A 15,831-nucleotide genomic window follows, 5' to 3' on the forward strand; every position below is an offset into this window, starting at 1 on the left:
CCCTTGATGATGCCGTTGGTCTCGAGGAATTCCTCGTCGCACTGGGCGATGATGTCGACAATGGCATTGCCGATGCAAAGCACGTCATAATCCGGCATCAAAATCTCCGCCAAAACCCGAGCCGGCTTCTTGCCACGCCGGCCGGGCGTGGTCTCGCGAGTTGAAATGGGTTGCCGCATGCGCTTGATCCAGCCGCCCTCACGCAGCTGCCGGTCCGGCTTCACGCAGCAAATCGTCAGCTTTGTCCGTCTTCTCCCAAGTGAACTCAGGCTCTTCACGCCCGAAGTGTCCGTATGTCGCCGTCTTGCGGTATATCGGCCGTAAGAGATCAAGCATCTTGATGATGCCTTTCGGTCGGAGATTGAAAACCTCGAGAACAAGGCGCTCGATCCTTTTTTCCTCGATCCTTGCGGTTCCGAAGGTATTGACCATGACAGAAACCGGACTGGCCACGCCGATCGCGTAGGCAAGCTGAACCTCGCAGACCTCTGCAAGGCCGCTGGCAACGATGTTCTTCGCGACATACCGGGCGGCATAGGCCGCCGAGCGGTCAACCTTGGATGGGTCCTTGCCCGAAAAGGCACCGCCGCCGTGACGCCCGGTCCCACCGTAGGAATCGACGATGATCTTCCGTCCTGTGAGGCCGCAGTCGCCGGCAGGCCCACCGACCACGAACCGCCCTGTTGGGTTGACCAGAAATCTGATCCCCGAAGTATCCAGGTGGGCCGGCAGGACCGGTTTTATGATCTCCTCAATGACGCCTTCGCGGACCGTGGCTTGTGAGACCGCTTCGTCATGCTGCGTTGACAGGACTATGGTATCCAGCGCCACCGGGCGGAGCCCTTCGTAGCGTACCGACACTTGAGATTTCACGTCCGGACGCAGCCAGCCAAGCTGTCCCGCTTTCCGGACCTCGGCCTGTCTTTTCGTCAAATGGTGAGCGAGTTGGATCGGCAGGGGCATCAATGTATCCGTCTCGTTGCATGCGAATCCAAACATGATGCCCTGATCCCCTGCCCCTTGCCCGAGATCCTGCCCTCGTCCTTCATCAACGCCCTGGCTTATGTCGGGCGACTGCTCGGTGAGGGCCAGAACGACGGCGCAACGTCGACCATCAAAGCCAATCGCATCATCGTCGTAGCCAATATCGAGTATCGTATCGCGGGCGACTTGGCTGTAATCGATGTGGGCATGGCTGGTGATCTCGCCAGCCACAACGACCATCCCCGTCTTCACCAACACTTCACAGGCGACGCGCGCCTTCGGATCGGTGCGCAGGACCGCATCGAGAATGGCATCGGAGATGTTGTCTGCCATCTTGTCGGGGTGTCCCGCGCCGACGGATTCGGAAGAGAACACGAACTGCCTGGTCATAAAAATGCCCTCGCTTCAAGTGCTGGAGTTAGTGAGGAGTTTCTGGATTGGGGTGGCTTATCGGTCGCGGATGCCGGGAACATCGAACGCAGTGCAGAAGTCGGCAACGTCTCTTCGTACGCTCGCATGAACTTCCTGGTCATCGGGCTGGCGGCAGACCGAGTCGATGAAAGCGGCGATCTGCACCATCTCCGTTTCGCGCATGCCCATGGACGTCACCGCTGGTGTCCCTAAGCGGATGCCGCTTGTCAGCGCCGGATGCCGCCGGTCGCCCGGGACCATATTGAAATTCGCAATGATGCCTGCACGCGATAAGCGCTCCGCATAGGCTTTGCCTGACAGCGGCCGGTCCCGAAGATCAAGGATCAGCATGTGATTGTCAGTGCCCCCAGTGACGAGTTCATAACCTCGCTCCAGAAGCGCCTGGGCCAGAGCCTTGGCGTTGTGGACGATCTGCTGACCGTAGACACGAAAGGACGAGTTCGCTGCTTCCTGCAAAGCGACGGCAAGCGCGGCGATAGTATTCATATGCGGTCCGCCTTGCAGAAGAGGGAACACGGCGCAGATTGTGTTTGCTCTTCGGATGATGGAGGGGCTGATAACGGTCTTCATTCCTTGATAAAATGAAGCCACCCCGGGGACCGCGGATCGACTTGTGAGAGGTGCTGGTGACCACATCGCAATGGGACACGGGGTTCGGATGCACTCCTGCGACAACCAGGCCGCAGATGTGGGCGATGTCAGCCACCAGATACGAGTTCACCTCCGAAGCAATTTCGGCCATTGCCGCGTAGTCAAAAATACGCGGATAAGCAGTTCCGCCGACCCAAATTAGCTTCGGGCGTTCCCGCTTGGCGGTCTCGCGCAAGTGGTCATAGTCAATTTGCTGTGTCTTTTCGTGCAGCCTGTACGGGACGCGCTGATAATCGCTGCCGGAAAAATTGACGGACCAACCGTGAGTCAGATGGCCGCCTTCGGGTAAAGGCAAGCCCATGACTTTGTCACGGGGGCTCAAAAGCGCGCGATAGACAGCCTGGTTGGCTGGCGAGCCTGAATAAGGCTGGACGTTGGCGTGTTCACTGCCAAATAGCGCTTTCAGGCGCTCGATCGCGAGGGTCTCAAGCTCATCGACGATCTCGTTTCCGGCGTAGTAGCGCGCACCGGGGTATCCCTCGGCATACTTGTTGGTGAAAATCGACCCGGTCGCTTCCAACACCGCCGAGGAGGCAAAGTTCTCGGAGGCGATCAGTTTGAGAGTTGTCCGCTCCTGACGCTCCTGTCTTAGAAGCAGTTCGTGAACGCGGGAGTCGACGGCGGCTAAGTGAGGCCGCCCGTAAGTGTCGGGCTGCGCGATGGCGCCGCCGGCGGAGTTATCCATGGTAGTCGCGCTCCATTTGGACTGATCTATTTCACGATCAAGCAGGCGGTCCCTTCAACCGCGCGTCTTGTATTGCTTCCAGGCGTTGTAGGTCTCTTTTATGATGGCCATCATCGTGGGGCAGGAGATCGACCACCAATTGAGCCAGCCCGCCATCCTTGCCTCCTGCTTGCATATGGTACGAAGACTGCGGACGTTGTTCGTTGCAGCAAAGAAAGTTGGCTCTGCCCAGCCGCCGAACGTGGCGTCGAACCTGCTCGCGAGGCAGACTGGTAATATCGGCCAGCTCGCCGACGGTTAGATCCGCATGCGCGCAAAGGCCCAGGATTCGAAGGCGATCAAGATGCGCTGCCGTCCTTAGGCGATTTACCAGTGTCAACATTGGTTGGCATCAACCCGGACGGGATGCAGCAAGCCGCTAGCCCTTCTATCCCCATCAATCCGCATGAGACCTCTCTCGTCATTTGCTGTAAATCCGCTGGTATGGATGCTAATGGAAGATGGATCACAGTCCTTTCTACGACTAAGACGCCAGATATTGGGGCTAATGTACCACCTGACAGGAGACTACACTCACGAACATTATGTGAATTTTTTTTAACGTTGCTGAGAATCAAGGGTGAGGTTTGGCGAATGTCTCGCCGTCGACTGTCGAATCCTGCCCGACGGGATTATGGGGTGCGTAGCCTGCTTGTCCTTTCCACATGACCAGCGACGATGGGGCGGAGGCGGCAGACATAGCTCTGGAGCATGCTGCGGTATCTTTGGCCTGAAGCCGAGGAAGGCGGACCGTGGCTTCCGCGCCGCTGCCGGGAGCCCGCGAACAGGCCAAGTTGATCAGCCGGGTGTTGCCGTCATAGAGCGTGAGACCCAAAGCTGGCCAGCCGCGCCCTGAGGCTGACGCACCGCTCAGCGTCCACCTTGCTCTCGAAGCCCATCGGCATAGCGCCGATAACGACTTGACCGCGTGCGTGTCGACGAGCGATCGGTGAGCGCAAGGATCGAGGGTGCAGTGCAGGATAATGCTGTTTTAAATCAGCGCTGTTTTCAGCCGACTGCCTTGAGCGTGGGCACAAGGATATAGGCCCAAGGCAGGAGATCATCGTCTGCTGTTCGGGAGGCCGCCCTGGGCGCGCGACAGCCGTTCCTTCGGCTGCGCCGCTCCGCCACCATCCGCGCCGTGCCTTCCGGAGACCATTCCCGCTGCCGGCCGGCGCCCGTGAAAACCTCGACCCGGCGCACCGGCTCGAGATGGCTGGGCTCAGCGTAACTCTGAAGTCGTCATATACCGAAGCCTTCACAGACTTCGGACATCCCCCTCACAGTCCGATCCAGATGGCGTCAGGAACACCGCTGCGTTGATGCGGATGAACCCCTGCTTGTGCCACAATGACCCTTATGTCAGCGCGCGAGCCAAAGCTTCCGCGCAAGGCGACGGCTAGGATAAGGCAATGCCGACGAAGGGCACATTGCTTGCCACACTCTGGAATGATGGCATGCTCGGAAGGCCTAGGCTTTGCTCAGGGCCGCCTGCAAGGCGCGCTTTGAGGTTATTCACATAGCCTTCTGCGTAGTCCTGCGCCGTCGAGACCGAAAGATCAATGCCTGCCGCCAAGGCCTCTTCCATCAGGTGCTTTACGAGCCCATTTCGAATGGCCAGCTTGACCTCGGGGCCTGCGATAAGGCCGATCGCCTGCGCGGCCATATTGAGGCCAGCTTCCTCCAGCGCTCGCTTCATATCGCCTCCGTTAATGGCCGTACGCAGGAGATTGGCTGCTTGCGACTCAGCCTCGAGAACCATCGAGGCAAGATCGGCTACTTGTCCGAGGCCCGGAATGAAGCTGAGCAGTCCCACCGCCGTTGCCGCCAAGTCGAGCACTTTCGTCTCGATTTTGAGCACGGAGTCGACGACGTGCATGACGGCCCCGCCGTTCTTTTTGGCTGACTTAATGTCAGGCTGGTCCATCAGGCCCATCTTCATGTCCGCGACGGCATTCTGCTCTTCTGCGGTTTGGGCGCCGTGGGTGATTGGCTGCTGAACGTTGCGGTTCGCAGACGACATGTTTGTGCAAAAATGGGCAAAGTCTTTTTTGCTGATATTGCCGGAATCAACCGTATGCCCGCCGCCAAAGTCGAAGAATTTATGATGGGTCTTATAGCCCGTGATCGAATTGTTCAGGAGGCCAAACAGAAGAGGATCTGAAAGGAGCTGAGAGGCTGCTTCCCGCACTTTCGGATCAAGGCTCTTGTCGTCTTTCATTTTCGCCAGTTTGTCGCGAGTCAGAACACCGCTTCCAAAGAACGTGTCCTGATGGTCCTTGATCATCTCGACCGTATTCAGCTCAGTTTGCGTGAGGCTCATCGACGATGAGGCGACTTGCAGGAAATCCTCTTTGTGCATCTTCCCTTTCGAGCCACCGCACAACTGGTTCCAAGCATCGGGGTGATCGAGGAAATATTGCGCCGCCGCAATGACCTGGGGCGGAAATTTGCCGTTTTTCGATTCGCCGCCGACCATTTTCTTGAACTCATCCAGACTCAGGTCCTTGGACAGATTTTCGGAGTACCGGTAAAACTCCCGCAAGGCATCGCTCAAGGTCATGACCGAAGGCTGCAAACCTCCGCTGCCGTCGGATGGTATGTAGTTCTGCTCGTAGCTTCGCGCTTGGGCTTCCTGAAATGCAGCAACTTGTGGGTGGTGGTTTGAAAATCCGGCCAAGTCCTTGGCGTTGATCTTGCCTCCACAGCGGCCGTCGCCCTGCGAGCCAATCGCATAAAAAAGTCCCGAATCCTGCTGCAGTCCCTGGATCGCCGCTTTCAGATCCGGTGGCGTAGAGGGATCATTGGCTTTGTCGGTCAACGACTTCCAAGTAAGCGGGCATTGGTCCTTGTGACGGTTGAGTACCGCAACAATCTGCAACTCAGCCGTGGTCAGCGACCCACCGTTCCACGTGATTCCGGGGCTCGGCCTGGGAGCCGGCTCGATCTTCGGAGTGACGCCGAGCAGATGTTGGGCTTCAGTCGCCTTGGAGCGTTGCGATTGGTCCTCCTTGAGAGCCGCCCTCATATTTGGCGGCAGCAGATCCAGTGGGTGTTGCTCCAAGCCATTCAATGTCAAGACATCCGGTGCCAGATGGCCCAAAGGGTCCTGCCGCAATTTATCCATTGTCGAATCAAGATTCGACGCTGGCAGATCCCCTTGCGCGAAAGAGCCGGGCTTGTCTGCCAGCACACAAGTGGACAGCATCGCTTCGAAGCACGATGCACTTTGCTGATGCTGGGTCGCAAAATGGGAAACTTTCAGGCCCGGCCAACCCCTTGCGGACTGTAGCGAATTTGAGCGGTAGAAAGTTGAAAGATTACTGGCCGACATTATGCATCCTCAGACGTGACGTTGAAATCCCCACAAGAGACCCCGACAGAAGATCCCTTGCGTTTCACAAAATTCGACAATTCCAAGCGTCGGCAGGTCACGAATGCGCCTGCCCTGCCTTCAATTGCTGTGTTCCGGGCCGGCTCCAAGGTTCGGTCCAACACAATGGCCGGAGTCACCGCGAGAGCTGCCGGGACTCATCATGAGCGGATTAGCTTTCGAGAAACTGACGAGTTTGCGAAGAGTTCACAAAGGGGTAGCCGCAGTCATGTTCTTCAGAGCTGCGGGAAATCCTCAATGTTCATTTCTTGCCCAGCTCAGGCTTCCCGCCAACGCTATCCTGTTGTGGGATGTCAGAAGAATAAGAAGCATCCGGTCGTCCGTCGCGAACGACCGTAGTGGAGGAGCCGCGAAACAAGATCAGCACTGATTCCTTTGGCGTTGCCGCTATGTGAGTCTGCGCCTGCGCCTGCGCCACCAAGCCGTTAAAGGTCTGCTCCACGAGTGCGACGAAGCGCGGTGGACCGGAAACGAAGACGAGGCCATTGCCTGGCACGGGTTTGACCACATAGCGCTCGTCGGAGATATCAAGCTTGTCGAGAGCCCCCTTGAACGCATCGAAGCGAATCGACGTCATCAAAAGCATTCGAGTTTGCGATTCTTGTGCAGCAGACACATAGAGCACAAGGCCGTCATAGTACCATTGTAGACCGTAAAGGTTCGTCAAGCGGTCGAGGAACGCGCGCGGTGGCAAATCAGGCATACGTCCGCGAATTCGCCCCTTCACCGCAGGACTGATGTTGACCCTGATATTCAGGTTGTTGCCGAATTCCTGCAACGCTGCAGCGAGCTCCTGATCCAGAACCGTGTATCTATAGGGTGTCGCCGGAAGGGACAGCGGGACTGCATGCGCCGGGTGAATCCCGGTGGACAGAAAAAACCCGGCACAAAGAAGTCTCAAAACATGCAGGGTGACGGGTTGGATAAGCGTTCTCGGCATGTCGCACTGATAAACCAAACGCTGAAATCATCACAAGTGACTAAATTGCCGAAGAGATTTTAGATTGTCGAAATGACGCCGCCGTTAGTCAGCTTGTTGTCAGCTTGCCCCCCTAGGAGTGTTGCGCCGACACCGGGTGATGAATGGGCGGGGCTCGCCCGGTCAGAGAGAGCAACCGAGTCCTTACATGATGATGCCTGTCACGTCGATCTCTGCCACTCTAACGGCTGGCCTCCCCAGGGTCGGATCACCGTCGATTGTCGAGCAGGCCCAGTTTGAGCGCGCCTTAGGGCATGCAGCCGACTCGCTGAAAAACGATGCCGCCGCGGGGCCAGCGAGTGCGGCGCCAGTTGCTGCGGCGATGGATGTTCAGCGCGCGGCTGCGCCGACGAGCGGCATGGGCGATCGCGTGTTGCAGACGATTTCCTCCCTATATCCACACAACACTGTTTCCTTCCCCGCGCTCGACCATGACATAGCCCTTTCGAAGGGCGCTCTACCGGGACCGGCGCAGAAGCTTCCCGTTCCAGGTGAGGCGGGAACCGGAATCTCGGGCATTCCCCAACAAGGGCAAGACTTCGAAACGATGATGGCTGGTCTTCGGGATGTTTACAACGGCGTCACCCAGGTGGCGCTTATCTCCAAAGGCGTCAGCGGCGTCACATCATCCGTGAATAAACTTTTGAAGGAAGGCTGAACCGCGCGCATGATTGGCTTGGCCGAGGGCGAAATCATGCGTGGCCTGTCAGGGTGGCGGTCGGTTAGACTTGTCATGCTGCCAGTTCTCGTCGCCCTCACTGCTTGCAAAGCCGACCTCTACACGCAATTGCAAGAGCGTGAGGCAAATGAAATGCTCGCACTTCTTGAAGACAACGGGGTCGCCGCGATCCGGGTGGTCGCCAAGGATGGAACCAGCACGATCCAGGTTGACGAAAAGCTGCTCGCCTTCTCAATCAACCTTCTGAACGCCAAGGGGCTGCCGCGCCAATCCTTCAAGAACCTCGGTGAGATATTCCAAGGATCAGGCCTGATTGCCTCGCCGACCGAAGAGCGTGCCCGTTACGTGTATGCCCTGAGCGAAGAGTTGTCGCGGACGATCAGCGATATCGATGGCGTTTTTTCTGTACGTGTTCACGTCGTGCTGCCGCATAACGACCTTGTGCGAGCCGGTGCCACGCCATCCTCGGCCTCGGTGTTTATCAGGCACGACGCAAAAACAAATGTCGCGGCTCTGCTGCCAAAGATAAAGATGCTTGTAGCCGACAGCATCGAAGGCCTGTCCTACGATAAGGTGGAAGTGGTTTTGGTGCCGGTAGAACGGTCCGCACACGAGCAACGGCCCGATCCGACTGCTGTTTTGCCACAAGCATCACTACCTCTTCCTGCGCCACTTCTGGCGACCGTAACAGGTTTTGCCGCAGCCGTATTCGCCGTGGCCTGTTATCTCTTGATCGGCGTTGTTACGCGTCGGCGCAAGCAATCAACCGGCGTTTCCAAGGTCGAGGGGCGCCGGGATGCTTCTGCTGTCGAGGCCATTCGCAAAAGAATGCCTGCAATTGGACGTGGGTGACATCTCATTGCCAATGCCTATACAGACCGCCCGACCTGATGGTCCGCACTTTCCGGGCGCGAGCGAGCTTGCGGCTTCGGCCCATCCAACCCGTCTTGCGGCGCGTCTTGATCCAGCGTTATCGGCCGAAACGTTAGTGAAGTTGCAGAAGTGTTCCAGACTGCATCCAAGGCTGGCAGAATTGCTGGGCAACGATGACGTGGATCTGAACCACATCGGCTGCAGGCCGGACCTTCTACGCGGGCATGATCCATATCGAGCGGCCCTTCTTGCTGGTAGTATCTGGCATGCCCGTTCGCTGGTCGCGTTTGTCTCTCAGCCTGAGCTTGCCATCCTTGTTAAACGCATCGGCGTGGATGCACACGCATTCGGAATCCGACACCTGCTGCATGCTGTTGACAAAAGACTGATCTCGGACCCAGAAAAACTCGCTCAGCAAATCGAATACGATGGACACGCATGTCTTGGAGCTTGGCTCCAGGACAGTTCAGCGACCGAGCGTAACCGCGTGCTTCTTCGATTGCCCGAGGGGACTGCCGCGGAGACTCCAGCACATGAGCATTGGACCGCCGCCGGCCAATTGCTTTCACTTGTAGTAGCTCATTTTGAGACAGAGACCCCGGTGAAATGACAGTCGAACTTTCCGAGGGGCCAATAGCGCCGCAGATGCGTCCAGTCGGACCACTGATACCCGCGAGCGAGCTCGAAACCTGGCACAGCGCCGCGCAAGCCCTTGCCGCGGCAGAACGGCATCGGCAGCGCGTTCGAAACTGGGCACGCGCGGTTTACCAGCGGGCGTGGGCGCGCGGCCACATGGAGGGCTCGAATGCAGGCACCGAGGAGATGGCAGGGTTGATTGCGGAGACAATCTCCGAAATCGCGCGACGAAAGGCGGCTCTGGAGCAGGAATTGCCGCAGCTCGTGATGGAAATATTGAGCGATCTTATCGGCGCTTTCGATCCGGGCGAGCTATTGGTGAGGGCTGTTCGTCACGCCATAGAGTGTCAATACAGCGGCGCCGACGTTTGCCTTCATGTTTCTCCCATGCAAGTCGACATGCTTGCACGAGAGTTTGCTCGATGCGACGGCCAGGATGGTCGACCAAGGGTGCGGATCGAGCCCGACCCGACATTGTCGCCGCAACGCTGCGTGCTGTGGAGCGAGTACGGCAATGTTGACCTTGGACTTGACGCCCAGATGCGCGCGCTGCGCCTTGGTTTCGGGACGCTCTGTGAGAAAGGCGAGCTATGAGAAAGCCCGTCCCAGAACATAACGCTGACGCCGACACTCGAGCTCTCGTTCCAGCAATCTCGTCTTTGAGGGCTGCGGCCAAGCGAATTGACACGCGTGCGGTGCGCGGTCGGATCACGCGGGCTATCGGCACACTGGTTCATGCCGTCTTGCCAGACACTCGTATTGGGGAACTTTGCCTCCTAGAGGACCCGCGAACCGGGCTGTCGCTCGAGGCCGAGGTGATCGGCCTGTCGGGTGATGGTGTATTGCTGACACCGATCGGGGACTTGGTGGGCCTATCCAGCCGCGCAGAGGTCGTGGCCACTGGCCGAATGCGTGAGGTGCCCGTCGGCGGCGATTTGCTCGGTCGCGTGATCGACAGTCGTTGCCGCCCATTGGACGGCAAAGGCGAAATCAAGACCGTCGAAACTCGGCCCCTGCATGGCAGAGCCCCCAATCCGATGACGAGGCGCATGATTGAGCGGCCATTCCCGCTTGGGGTCCGTGTCCTCGATGGTCTGCTGACGTGCGGCGAGGGCCAGCGGATCGGGATTTATGGCGAGCCAGGTGGTGGCAAGTCGACGCTGTTGTCACAGATCGTAAAGGGTGCCGCCGCTGACGTCGTCATAGTGGCGCTCATAGGCGAACGTGGACGGGAAGTTCGTGAATTCATCGAAAGGAATCTTGGTGAAGAGGGCCTTCTCCGTACGGTCGTCGTGGTTGAAACATCCGACCGCTCGGCGGTAGAGCGTGCGCAATGCGCTCCAATGGCGACTGCGCTCGCGGAATATTTCCGCGATCAAGGCCTACGCGTTGCTCTCATGCTGGATTCGCTGACGCGCTTCTGCCGCGCTATGCGCGAAATAGGCCTTGCTGCGGGTGAGCCGCCGACGCGACGGGGCTTTCCTCCTTCCGTTTTTGGCATGCTGCCAGGCCTGCTCGAGCGCGCCGGCATGGGTGAGCGGGGCTCAATCACGGCCTTCTATACGGTGCTTGTAGAGGGTGATGGCACGGGTGATCCAATCGCCGAGGAATCGCGTGGTATTCTCGATGGCCATGTCATCCTCTCACGCGCTATTGCGGCGCGATCGCATTTCCCCGCTATTGATGTGCTGCAGAGTCGCAGCCGCGTCATGGATGCAGTCGTTTCGGGGACACATCGCAAGGCAGCATCCATTTTCCGCGAGCTCCTGTCGCGCTATGCCGAGACCGAGTTCTTGATCAATGTTGGCGAATACAAGCCAGGTGGAGATCCCCTGACTGACCGGGCTGTCGCGTCAATCGACGAACTGAGGGAGTTTCTGCGCCAGAGCGAAGATGACGCGTCAGATTTCGAGGAGACGGTCGCATGGATGTCGCGTCTGACCGCGTAAACTGGATTCAGTCTTCGAGGTTACGGCTTCTGAAGGAAATGCAAGAGCGTCGTGCCCTTGGCGAGCTGTCCAAGAAGGAAGCCCAGCGCGATGTGGCCGCCTCAGCCGTACAAAATGCCTCTAGGGAGCTTGCAATGATACAGCAACATTGTTCAAGAAAAGAAGCAGCGCTCTATCAGCATCTGATGTCACTCGACAACTTGTCTAGCGCAGCGCTCGACCGTCACCGCCTTCACACTGAACAACTTGCCGCTGAGATCAATTCCAGACGGCAGATGCTTGATGATACCCAAATCGCTCAAGAGGAGGCTGAGATGGCGGCGTCCAGGACGAGGGAGCTATGGGTCATATGTTCGGCGGCAAGGGACAAATGGCAACAAATCGAGGACGACGTGCGGCGCGCCGTCGAGACTCATTCGGAGGCCGCAGCCGAGATCGAGGCCGACGATGAGATACTGCTGAAATATGCGAGGGGGTCGCTTGCCTAAATGCCGCGCAACCGGATCCGACGGTCGCAAGAGGTCGTCCGAATGACACGACCGTGCAGTCTTTGATAGGCGCTGCGGTCACACCCGCCATGTTCGAACCAGTTCTGAAACTGTCCCACACGGTTGTCTCGTGGCTCAATGATACAGCAGCGCCGCGCACGCCGTTTCAAAGCCGGATCAACGAGGTGCCGCTATCGGTGCGAACGGCAGGGCTTGTCTGGCAGCAGGAACCTGCTGCCATTCCGATGCTTGACTGCGTCTGGAGAGTGGGAGCCGAAACGGTCATCTTGTCACTGTCGCGCCCGCTCGTAGAGGAGTTCATCACGACAGTGCAGAACGGCTTGGCCTTCCCTTCCGAGCCAACTGCTTCGCTAATTCTCGAACTCGCTCTGGAGCCGCTTGTCACTCGACTGGAGGAGACGACGCGTCTGAACGTGCAACTCGTGCGGGTATGCGAAGCCACGATGCTGGCTCCTCATCTTGAACTCGACATCATTTTCGGCGCGGTCAAGGGCAAGGGCCGTCTATTCCTGTTCACGCCACTTGACGGCTTAGTACCGCCTGCGTTTCGCGCGCTAGGCGAACTGCTTGCCCAGTTGCCGCGGCAGCTGGGCGGGCTGCCTCCAGAGCTCCCGCTCATTGTTGCAGGAGAGGTCGGCACGCTTCGCCTTCCTGCGGCGCTTCTTCGAAGCGCATGTGTCGGTGATGCATTGTTGCCCGATATTGCGCCGTTCGGCCGCGGCCAGATCACCCTAGCTGTCGGCCAGTTGTGCGCCGAGGCGGATCTTGACGGCGATGAATTAATCTTGCGGGGGCCTTTCCGCCCGCGACCGTGTCCTTTGGAGAGTGCGCATATGACACAACCCGGATCGCAACTGGAGCTTACTAAGGATCTCGACGATGTCGAGATCGTGCTTGTCTTTGAATGCGGCCGCTGGCCTATTTCTCTTGGGGAATTAAGAAGTGCCGGCGAAGGGCATATTTTTGAACTTGGATGGCCGATCGACGGCCCGGTCGACATAGTGGCCAATGGTCAGCGTATCGGGCGTGGCGACATTGTCCGCATCGGAGAAGAGCTGGGCATCAGGCTCCGTGGCGGGTTTGCATGCAATGAGTGAAGCTCAGCCGACAATCCTGGCGCTTCTTGCGGTTACCGCCGGACTCGGTCTGCTGGTTTTAGCAGTTGCCACGACAACGGCCTTTGTAAAGGTATCAATTGTTCTTTTCCTCGTCCGCAATGCGCTCGGGACCCAGACCATACCACCCAATGTGGTGCTGTACGCCGCGGCGATGATCCTCACTATGTTCGTTAGTGCGCCCGTTGCTGAGCAGACCTATGACCGCATGTCGGATCCCAAGCTCCACTATCAGACATTCGACGACTGGGTAAGCGCCGCTAAAGCCGGAAGTGAGCCCTTGCGCGAGCATCTCAAGAAATTCACAAATGAAGAGCAGCGGCGATTTTTCCTATCTTCGACAGAAAAGGTCTGGCCAGAGGAAATGCACGCTGCAGCCACGCCTGATGACTTTGCAATACTTGTACCATCTTTCTTGCTATCAGAATTGAAGCGCGGATTTGAGATAGGATTTCTACTTTATCTGCCTTTTATTGTTATAGATCTGATAGTGACAACTATCTTGATGGCAATGGGTATGTCGATGGTCTCACCAACTGTTATATCTGTCCCGTTCAAGATCTTCTTGTTTGTTGCCATTGATGGTTGGTCAAAATTGATGCATGGGCTTGTGCTGAGTTATACGTTACCGGGAGGCTGATCATCACTGAATCCAGCATCATTACTCTTATGAGCCAATCACTGGTGGTTTTCATGATCTGGATTCTACCGCCGCTCATTGCATCAGTGGTTGTCGGCCTCGTCATCGGCATCCTCCAGGCGGCGACGCAGATCCAGGATGAAAGCTTGCCGCTCACCGTGAAGCTTCTGGTCGTTGTCGCGGTGATTGGGCTGTTTGCTCCTGTGCTAAGCGCCCCGCTCATAGAGCTAGCCGATCAGATCTTCACCGAGTTTCCCGCAATGACACTTAGCTACTAGTCCGCCCCATGGACGCGCCATCGGCCGATATTCAAATTCTGATCCAGACGGCTCTCGAACTCGTCGTTGCGGCAGGTCTTGGGGCAGCCCGCGCGATGGGCATCATGCTGATCTTTCCCGTATTCACACGCTCGCAGATCAGTGGGCTGATCCGGGGCTGTTTGGCTGTTGGCTTCGCACTACCATGCCTGGCACACGTCAGCGGCGGATTGCCGGCGCTGGATCCTGATACGCGCCTGATCCAGCTAACCCTGCTCGGATTCAAGGAAGTTTTTGTCGGTGTACTCCTTGGCACTTTTCTTGGCATTCCGCTTTGGGGCCTTCAGGCTGCCGGGGAGCTTATCGACAACCAACGCGGCATCAGCAGCCCGACCGCTTCGGCCGATCCCGCGACGAACAGTCAGGCTTCCGCGATGGGCGTTTTTCTGGGGATCACTGCGATTGCCATATTCGTCGGATCAGGAGGCCTGGAAACTTTGATCAGTGTCCTGTACCGCAGCTACTTGATCTGGCCGGTGTATCAGTTTCACCCGACACTGAGTGGGCCAGGAGCAATGGAGTTGTTGGGGCTTCTCGACAGCATAATGCGCACGGCATTATTGGTATCGGGGCCTGTCGTGTTCTTCCTGATACTGATTGATATATCGATGATGCTGCTGCGTCGCTTTGCCCCGCAATTTAAGGCGAGCCAACTGTCTCCGGCAATCAAGAACATTGTCTTTCCAGTTCTCATGGTCACCTACGCTGCCTATCTGGTGGAGAGCATGAAACTGGAGGTCACACGTGCCAACGGCGTGCTGGAGTGGTTCGACAAATTGCTGCCATGAGCGACACAAGTGAAGAGAAGACACACGCCGCCAGCCCGAAGAAGTTAAGTGAAGCGCGCAAAAAAGGACAGCTGCCACGTAGCTCCGATTTCGTCCGCGCGGTCGGGACTTGCGCTGGGCTCGGCTACCTTTGGCTAAGAGGCAGCGTGATCGAGGACAAATGCCGGGAAGCGCTCCTATTAGCCACCAAGTTGCAGAGCCTACCTTTCGATACCGCGGTGCCGCAGGCATTGGTTGTGCTCGTCCAACTCACAGTCGCGGCTGTTGGCCCGCTGCTTGGAACCCTTGTCGCCGCGGTGATTTTGGCCAGCCTGCTAGCCAATGGTGGATTTGTCTTCTCTCTGGAGCCGATGAAGCTCAGCTTTAAGAAAATTGACCCCTTTGAAGGGCTGAAGCGCTTGGGGTCTGCTCGTTCCATGGTCGAAGTCTGCAAGACCATGTTCAAGGTATTGGTTCTCAGCGCAACCTTTTCCATTGTCCTTCTCGGGATGTGGAAGACAATGGTCCCTCTGCCGATCTGCGGCATGGGCTGTGTTGGCCTCATCTTTATGGAGACAAAATTGCTGATGGGAATTGGCGCCGGCGCACTGCTGGTCGGCGGACTGATCGATCTTCTGCTCCAGCGCGCGTTGTATCTGCGCGAAATGCGCATGACCAATACCGAAGTGACGCGCGAGTCGAAGGATCAGCAAGGAGCGCCAGAGTTGAAAGGTGAACAGCGTCGCATCCGCGAGGAGGCGGCCGACGAGCCTGCGCTTGGCGTGCATCGCGCCACGCTGGTCTTAACAGGAAGGGCGGTCCTGATCGGTCTGCGTTACGTTCGCGGTGAAACCGGGGTGCCGTTCTTAGTTTGCCGTGCCGAAGGTGAGCGCGTTTCACATGTGTTGAGCGAGGCGCGGGCACTACGCCTGACGATCGTCCATGACCATGTCTTAGCGCGTCAGCTGATAGGCACTACAAAACTCGGCCACGCGGTTCCTATGCAATATTTCCAGCCTGTCGCGAAAGCATTCTTTGCCGCAGGCTTGGCCTAGTCATTGGAAGTCCACGACTGCCCAGTTCAAAACTGACCTGGCTCCATGCTAGTGGCAAATGTCGGCTGGCCATCCGTGCCCCAGTGTCTCTGTCAGGCCAACCGCGCAACCGCGGGCCTGGGGCAAT

General features: G+C 57.7%; 15 protein-coding genes and 2 pseudogenes. 12 read left to right on the forward strand and 5 right to left on the reverse strand.

Annotated elements, in window-relative coordinates:
- The 3 genes and pseudogenes from EN780_RS40295 to glyA all read right to left on the reverse strand — a co-directional run.
- A pseudogene (locus EN780_RS40295) lies at positions 1-98 on the reverse strand (adenosine kinase); the annotation flags it as partial.
- 100 nt (positions 99-198) lie between these two features.
- Positions 199-1,374: a methionine adenosyltransferase gene (metK, locus tag EN780_RS00295; protein WP_063169265.1), complete on the reverse strand. Its 1,176-nt coding sequence runs from the start codon at positions 1,372-1,374 to the stop codon at positions 199-201.
- A gap of 57 nt (positions 1,375-1,431) precedes the next feature.
- Positions 1,432-2,752 (reverse strand): annotated as a pseudogene (glyA, locus tag EN780_RS00300) (serine hydroxymethyltransferase).
- 100 nt (positions 2,753-2,852) lie between these two features.
- Between glyA and EN780_RS38585 the strand changes: the two are divergent.
- Entirely contained in the window at positions 2,853-3,053 is a 201-nt protein-coding gene (locus EN780_RS38585) for a hypothetical protein (protein WP_024505365.1), read from the forward strand.
- Between the two features lie 1,137 nt (positions 3,054-4,190).
- Here the strand turns inward: EN780_RS38585 and EN780_RS00315 are convergent.
- Both EN780_RS00315 and EN780_RS00320 read right to left on the reverse strand, forming a co-directional pair.
- Complete coding sequence (locus tag EN780_RS00315) at positions 4,191-6,125, reverse strand: HrpF/NolX family T3SS translocon protein (RefSeq protein ID WP_024505366.1); 1,935 nt, start codon at positions 6,123-6,125, stop codon at positions 4,191-4,193.
- 301 nt (positions 6,126-6,426) lie between these two features.
- Positions 6,427-7,125 (reverse strand): secretin N-terminal domain-containing protein, encoded by a 699-nt coding sequence (locus tag EN780_RS00320; RefSeq protein WP_024505367.1) that lies wholly within the window; start codon positions 7,123-7,125, stop codon positions 6,427-6,429.
- Between the two features lie 187 nt (positions 7,126-7,312).
- Between EN780_RS00320 and EN780_RS00325 the strand changes: the two genes are divergently transcribed.
- From EN780_RS00325 to EN780_RS00375, 11 genes are all read left to right on the forward strand, one after another.
- Positions 7,313-7,822 carry a nodulation protein NolB gene (locus tag EN780_RS00325; RefSeq protein WP_024505368.1) on the forward strand — a complete coding sequence of 170 codons (510 nt, stop codon included), beginning with the start codon at positions 7,313-7,315 and terminating at the stop codon, positions 7,820-7,822.
- A gap of 9 nt (positions 7,823-7,831) precedes the next feature.
- Positions 7,832-8,695, forward strand: coding sequence for a type III secretion inner membrane ring lipoprotein SctJ (gene sctJ, locus EN780_RS00330; protein WP_024505369.1), 864 nt, complete (start codon positions 7,832-7,834; stop codon positions 8,693-8,695).
- On the forward strand, positions 8,640-9,326 hold the full coding sequence (locus EN780_RS00335; protein WP_269470858.1) for a nodulation protein NolU: 687 nt from the start codon (positions 8,640-8,642) through the stop codon (positions 9,324-9,326). The genes sctJ and EN780_RS00335 overlap by 56 nt, the downstream gene beginning before the upstream one ends.
- Complete coding sequence (gene sctL / locus EN780_RS00340) at positions 9,323-9,946, forward strand: type III secretion system stator protein SctL (protein WP_024505371.1); 624 nt, start codon at positions 9,323-9,325, stop codon at positions 9,944-9,946. The genes EN780_RS00335 and sctL overlap by 4 nt, the downstream gene beginning before the upstream one ends.
- On the forward strand, positions 9,943-11,301 hold the full coding sequence (gene sctN / locus EN780_RS00345; RefSeq protein WP_024505372.1) for a type III secretion system ATPase SctN: 1,359 nt from the start codon (positions 9,943-9,945) through the stop codon (positions 11,299-11,301). The genes sctL and sctN overlap by 4 nt, the downstream gene beginning before the upstream one ends.
- Positions 11,277-11,789: a hypothetical protein gene (locus EN780_RS00350; protein WP_032899688.1), complete on the forward strand. Its 513-nt coding sequence runs from the start codon at positions 11,277-11,279 to the stop codon at positions 11,787-11,789. The genes sctN and EN780_RS00350 overlap by 25 nt, the downstream gene beginning before the upstream one ends.
- A gap of 89 nt (positions 11,790-11,878) precedes the next feature.
- Complete coding sequence (gene sctQ, locus EN780_RS00355) at positions 11,879-12,907, forward strand: type III secretion system cytoplasmic ring protein SctQ (RefSeq protein ID WP_095769044.1); 1,029 nt, start codon at positions 11,879-11,881, stop codon at positions 12,905-12,907.
- Positions 12,900-13,565 carry a type III secretion system export apparatus subunit SctR gene (sctR, locus tag EN780_RS00360; RefSeq protein WP_029354851.1) on the forward strand — a complete coding sequence of 222 codons (666 nt, stop codon included), beginning with the start codon at positions 12,900-12,902 and terminating at the stop codon, positions 13,563-13,565. Before sctQ ends, sctR begins: the two co-directional genes overlap by 8 nt.
- Before the next feature lie 2 nt (positions 13,566-13,567).
- Positions 13,568-13,843: an EscS/YscS/HrcS family type III secretion system export apparatus protein gene (locus tag EN780_RS00365; protein WP_024505375.1), complete on the forward strand. Its 276-nt coding sequence runs from the start codon at positions 13,568-13,570 to the stop codon at positions 13,841-13,843.
- Positions 13,844-13,851: 8 nt separating this feature from the next.
- On the forward strand, positions 13,852-14,670 hold the full coding sequence (gene sctT / locus EN780_RS00370) for a type III secretion system export apparatus subunit SctT (RefSeq protein ID WP_024505376.1): 819 nt from the start codon (positions 13,852-13,854) through the stop codon (positions 14,668-14,670).
- The gene (locus EN780_RS00375; protein WP_024505377.1) at positions 14,667-15,704 is read left to right on the forward strand and encodes an EscU/YscU/HrcU family type III secretion system export apparatus switch protein; all 1,038 of its coding nucleotides are present in this window, start codon (positions 14,667-14,669) and stop codon (positions 15,702-15,704) included. Before sctT ends, EN780_RS00375 begins: the two co-directional genes overlap by 4 nt.
- Positions 15,705-15,831 lie beyond the last annotated feature (127 nt).

The organism is Mesorhizobium sp. M4B.F.Ca.ET.089.01.1.1 (genome assembly GCF_004022605.1).
Taxonomy (GTDB): domain Bacteria; phylum Pseudomonadota; class Alphaproteobacteria; order Rhizobiales; family Rhizobiaceae; genus Mesorhizobium; species Mesorhizobium abyssinicae.

What these genes read in the sequence shown, in the direction of transcription:
- sctR (WP_029354851.1), top strand. Translation starts at nt 12,900, where the DNA reads ATGAGTGAAGCTCAGCCGACAATCCTGGCGCTTCTTGCGGTTACCGCC.
- sctL (WP_024505371.1), top strand. Translation starts at nt 9,323, where the DNA reads ATGACAGTCGAACTTTCCGAGGGGCCAATAGCGCCGCAGATGCGTCCA.
- EN780_RS00335 (WP_269470858.1), top strand. Translation starts at nt 8,640, where the DNA reads ATGCTTCTGCTGTCGAGGCCATTCGCAAAAGAATGCCTGCAATTGGAC.
- EN780_RS00325 (WP_024505368.1), top strand. Translation starts at nt 7,313, where the DNA reads ATGATGATGCCTGTCACGTCGATCTCTGCCACTCTAACGGCTGGCCTC.
- EN780_RS00320 (WP_024505367.1), bottom strand. Translation starts at nt 7,125, where the DNA reads ATGCCGAGAACGCTTATCCAACCCGTCACCCTGCATGTTTTGAGACTT.
- sctN (WP_024505372.1), top strand. Translation starts at nt 9,943, where the DNA reads ATGAGAAAGCCCGTCCCAGAACATAACGCTGACGCCGACACTCGAGCT.
- EN780_RS38585 (WP_024505365.1), top strand. Translation starts at nt 2,853, where the DNA reads ATGATGGCCATCATCGTGGGGCAGGAGATCGACCACCAATTGAGCCAG.
- EN780_RS00315 (WP_024505366.1), bottom strand. Translation starts at nt 6,125, where the DNA reads ATGTCGGCCAGTAATCTTTCAACTTTCTACCGCTCAAATTCGCTACAG.
- sctJ (WP_024505369.1), top strand. Translation starts at nt 7,832, where the DNA reads ATGATTGGCTTGGCCGAGGGCGAAATCATGCGTGGCCTGTCAGGGTGG.
- EN780_RS00375 (WP_024505377.1), top strand. Translation starts at nt 14,667, where the DNA reads ATGAGCGACACAAGTGAAGAGAAGACACACGCCGCCAGCCCGAAGAAG.
- sctQ (WP_095769044.1), top strand. Translation starts at nt 11,879, where the DNA reads ATGTTCGAACCAGTTCTGAAACTGTCCCACACGGTTGTCTCGTGGCTC.
- EN780_RS00350 (WP_032899688.1), top strand. Translation starts at nt 11,277, where the DNA reads ATGGATGTCGCGTCTGACCGCGTAAACTGGATTCAGTCTTCGAGGTTA.
- sctT (WP_024505376.1), top strand. Translation starts at nt 13,852, where the DNA reads ATGGACGCGCCATCGGCCGATATTCAAATTCTGATCCAGACGGCTCTC.
- metK (WP_063169265.1), bottom strand. Translation starts at nt 1,374, where the DNA reads ATGACCAGGCAGTTCGTGTTCTCTTCCGAATCCGTCGGCGCGGGACAC.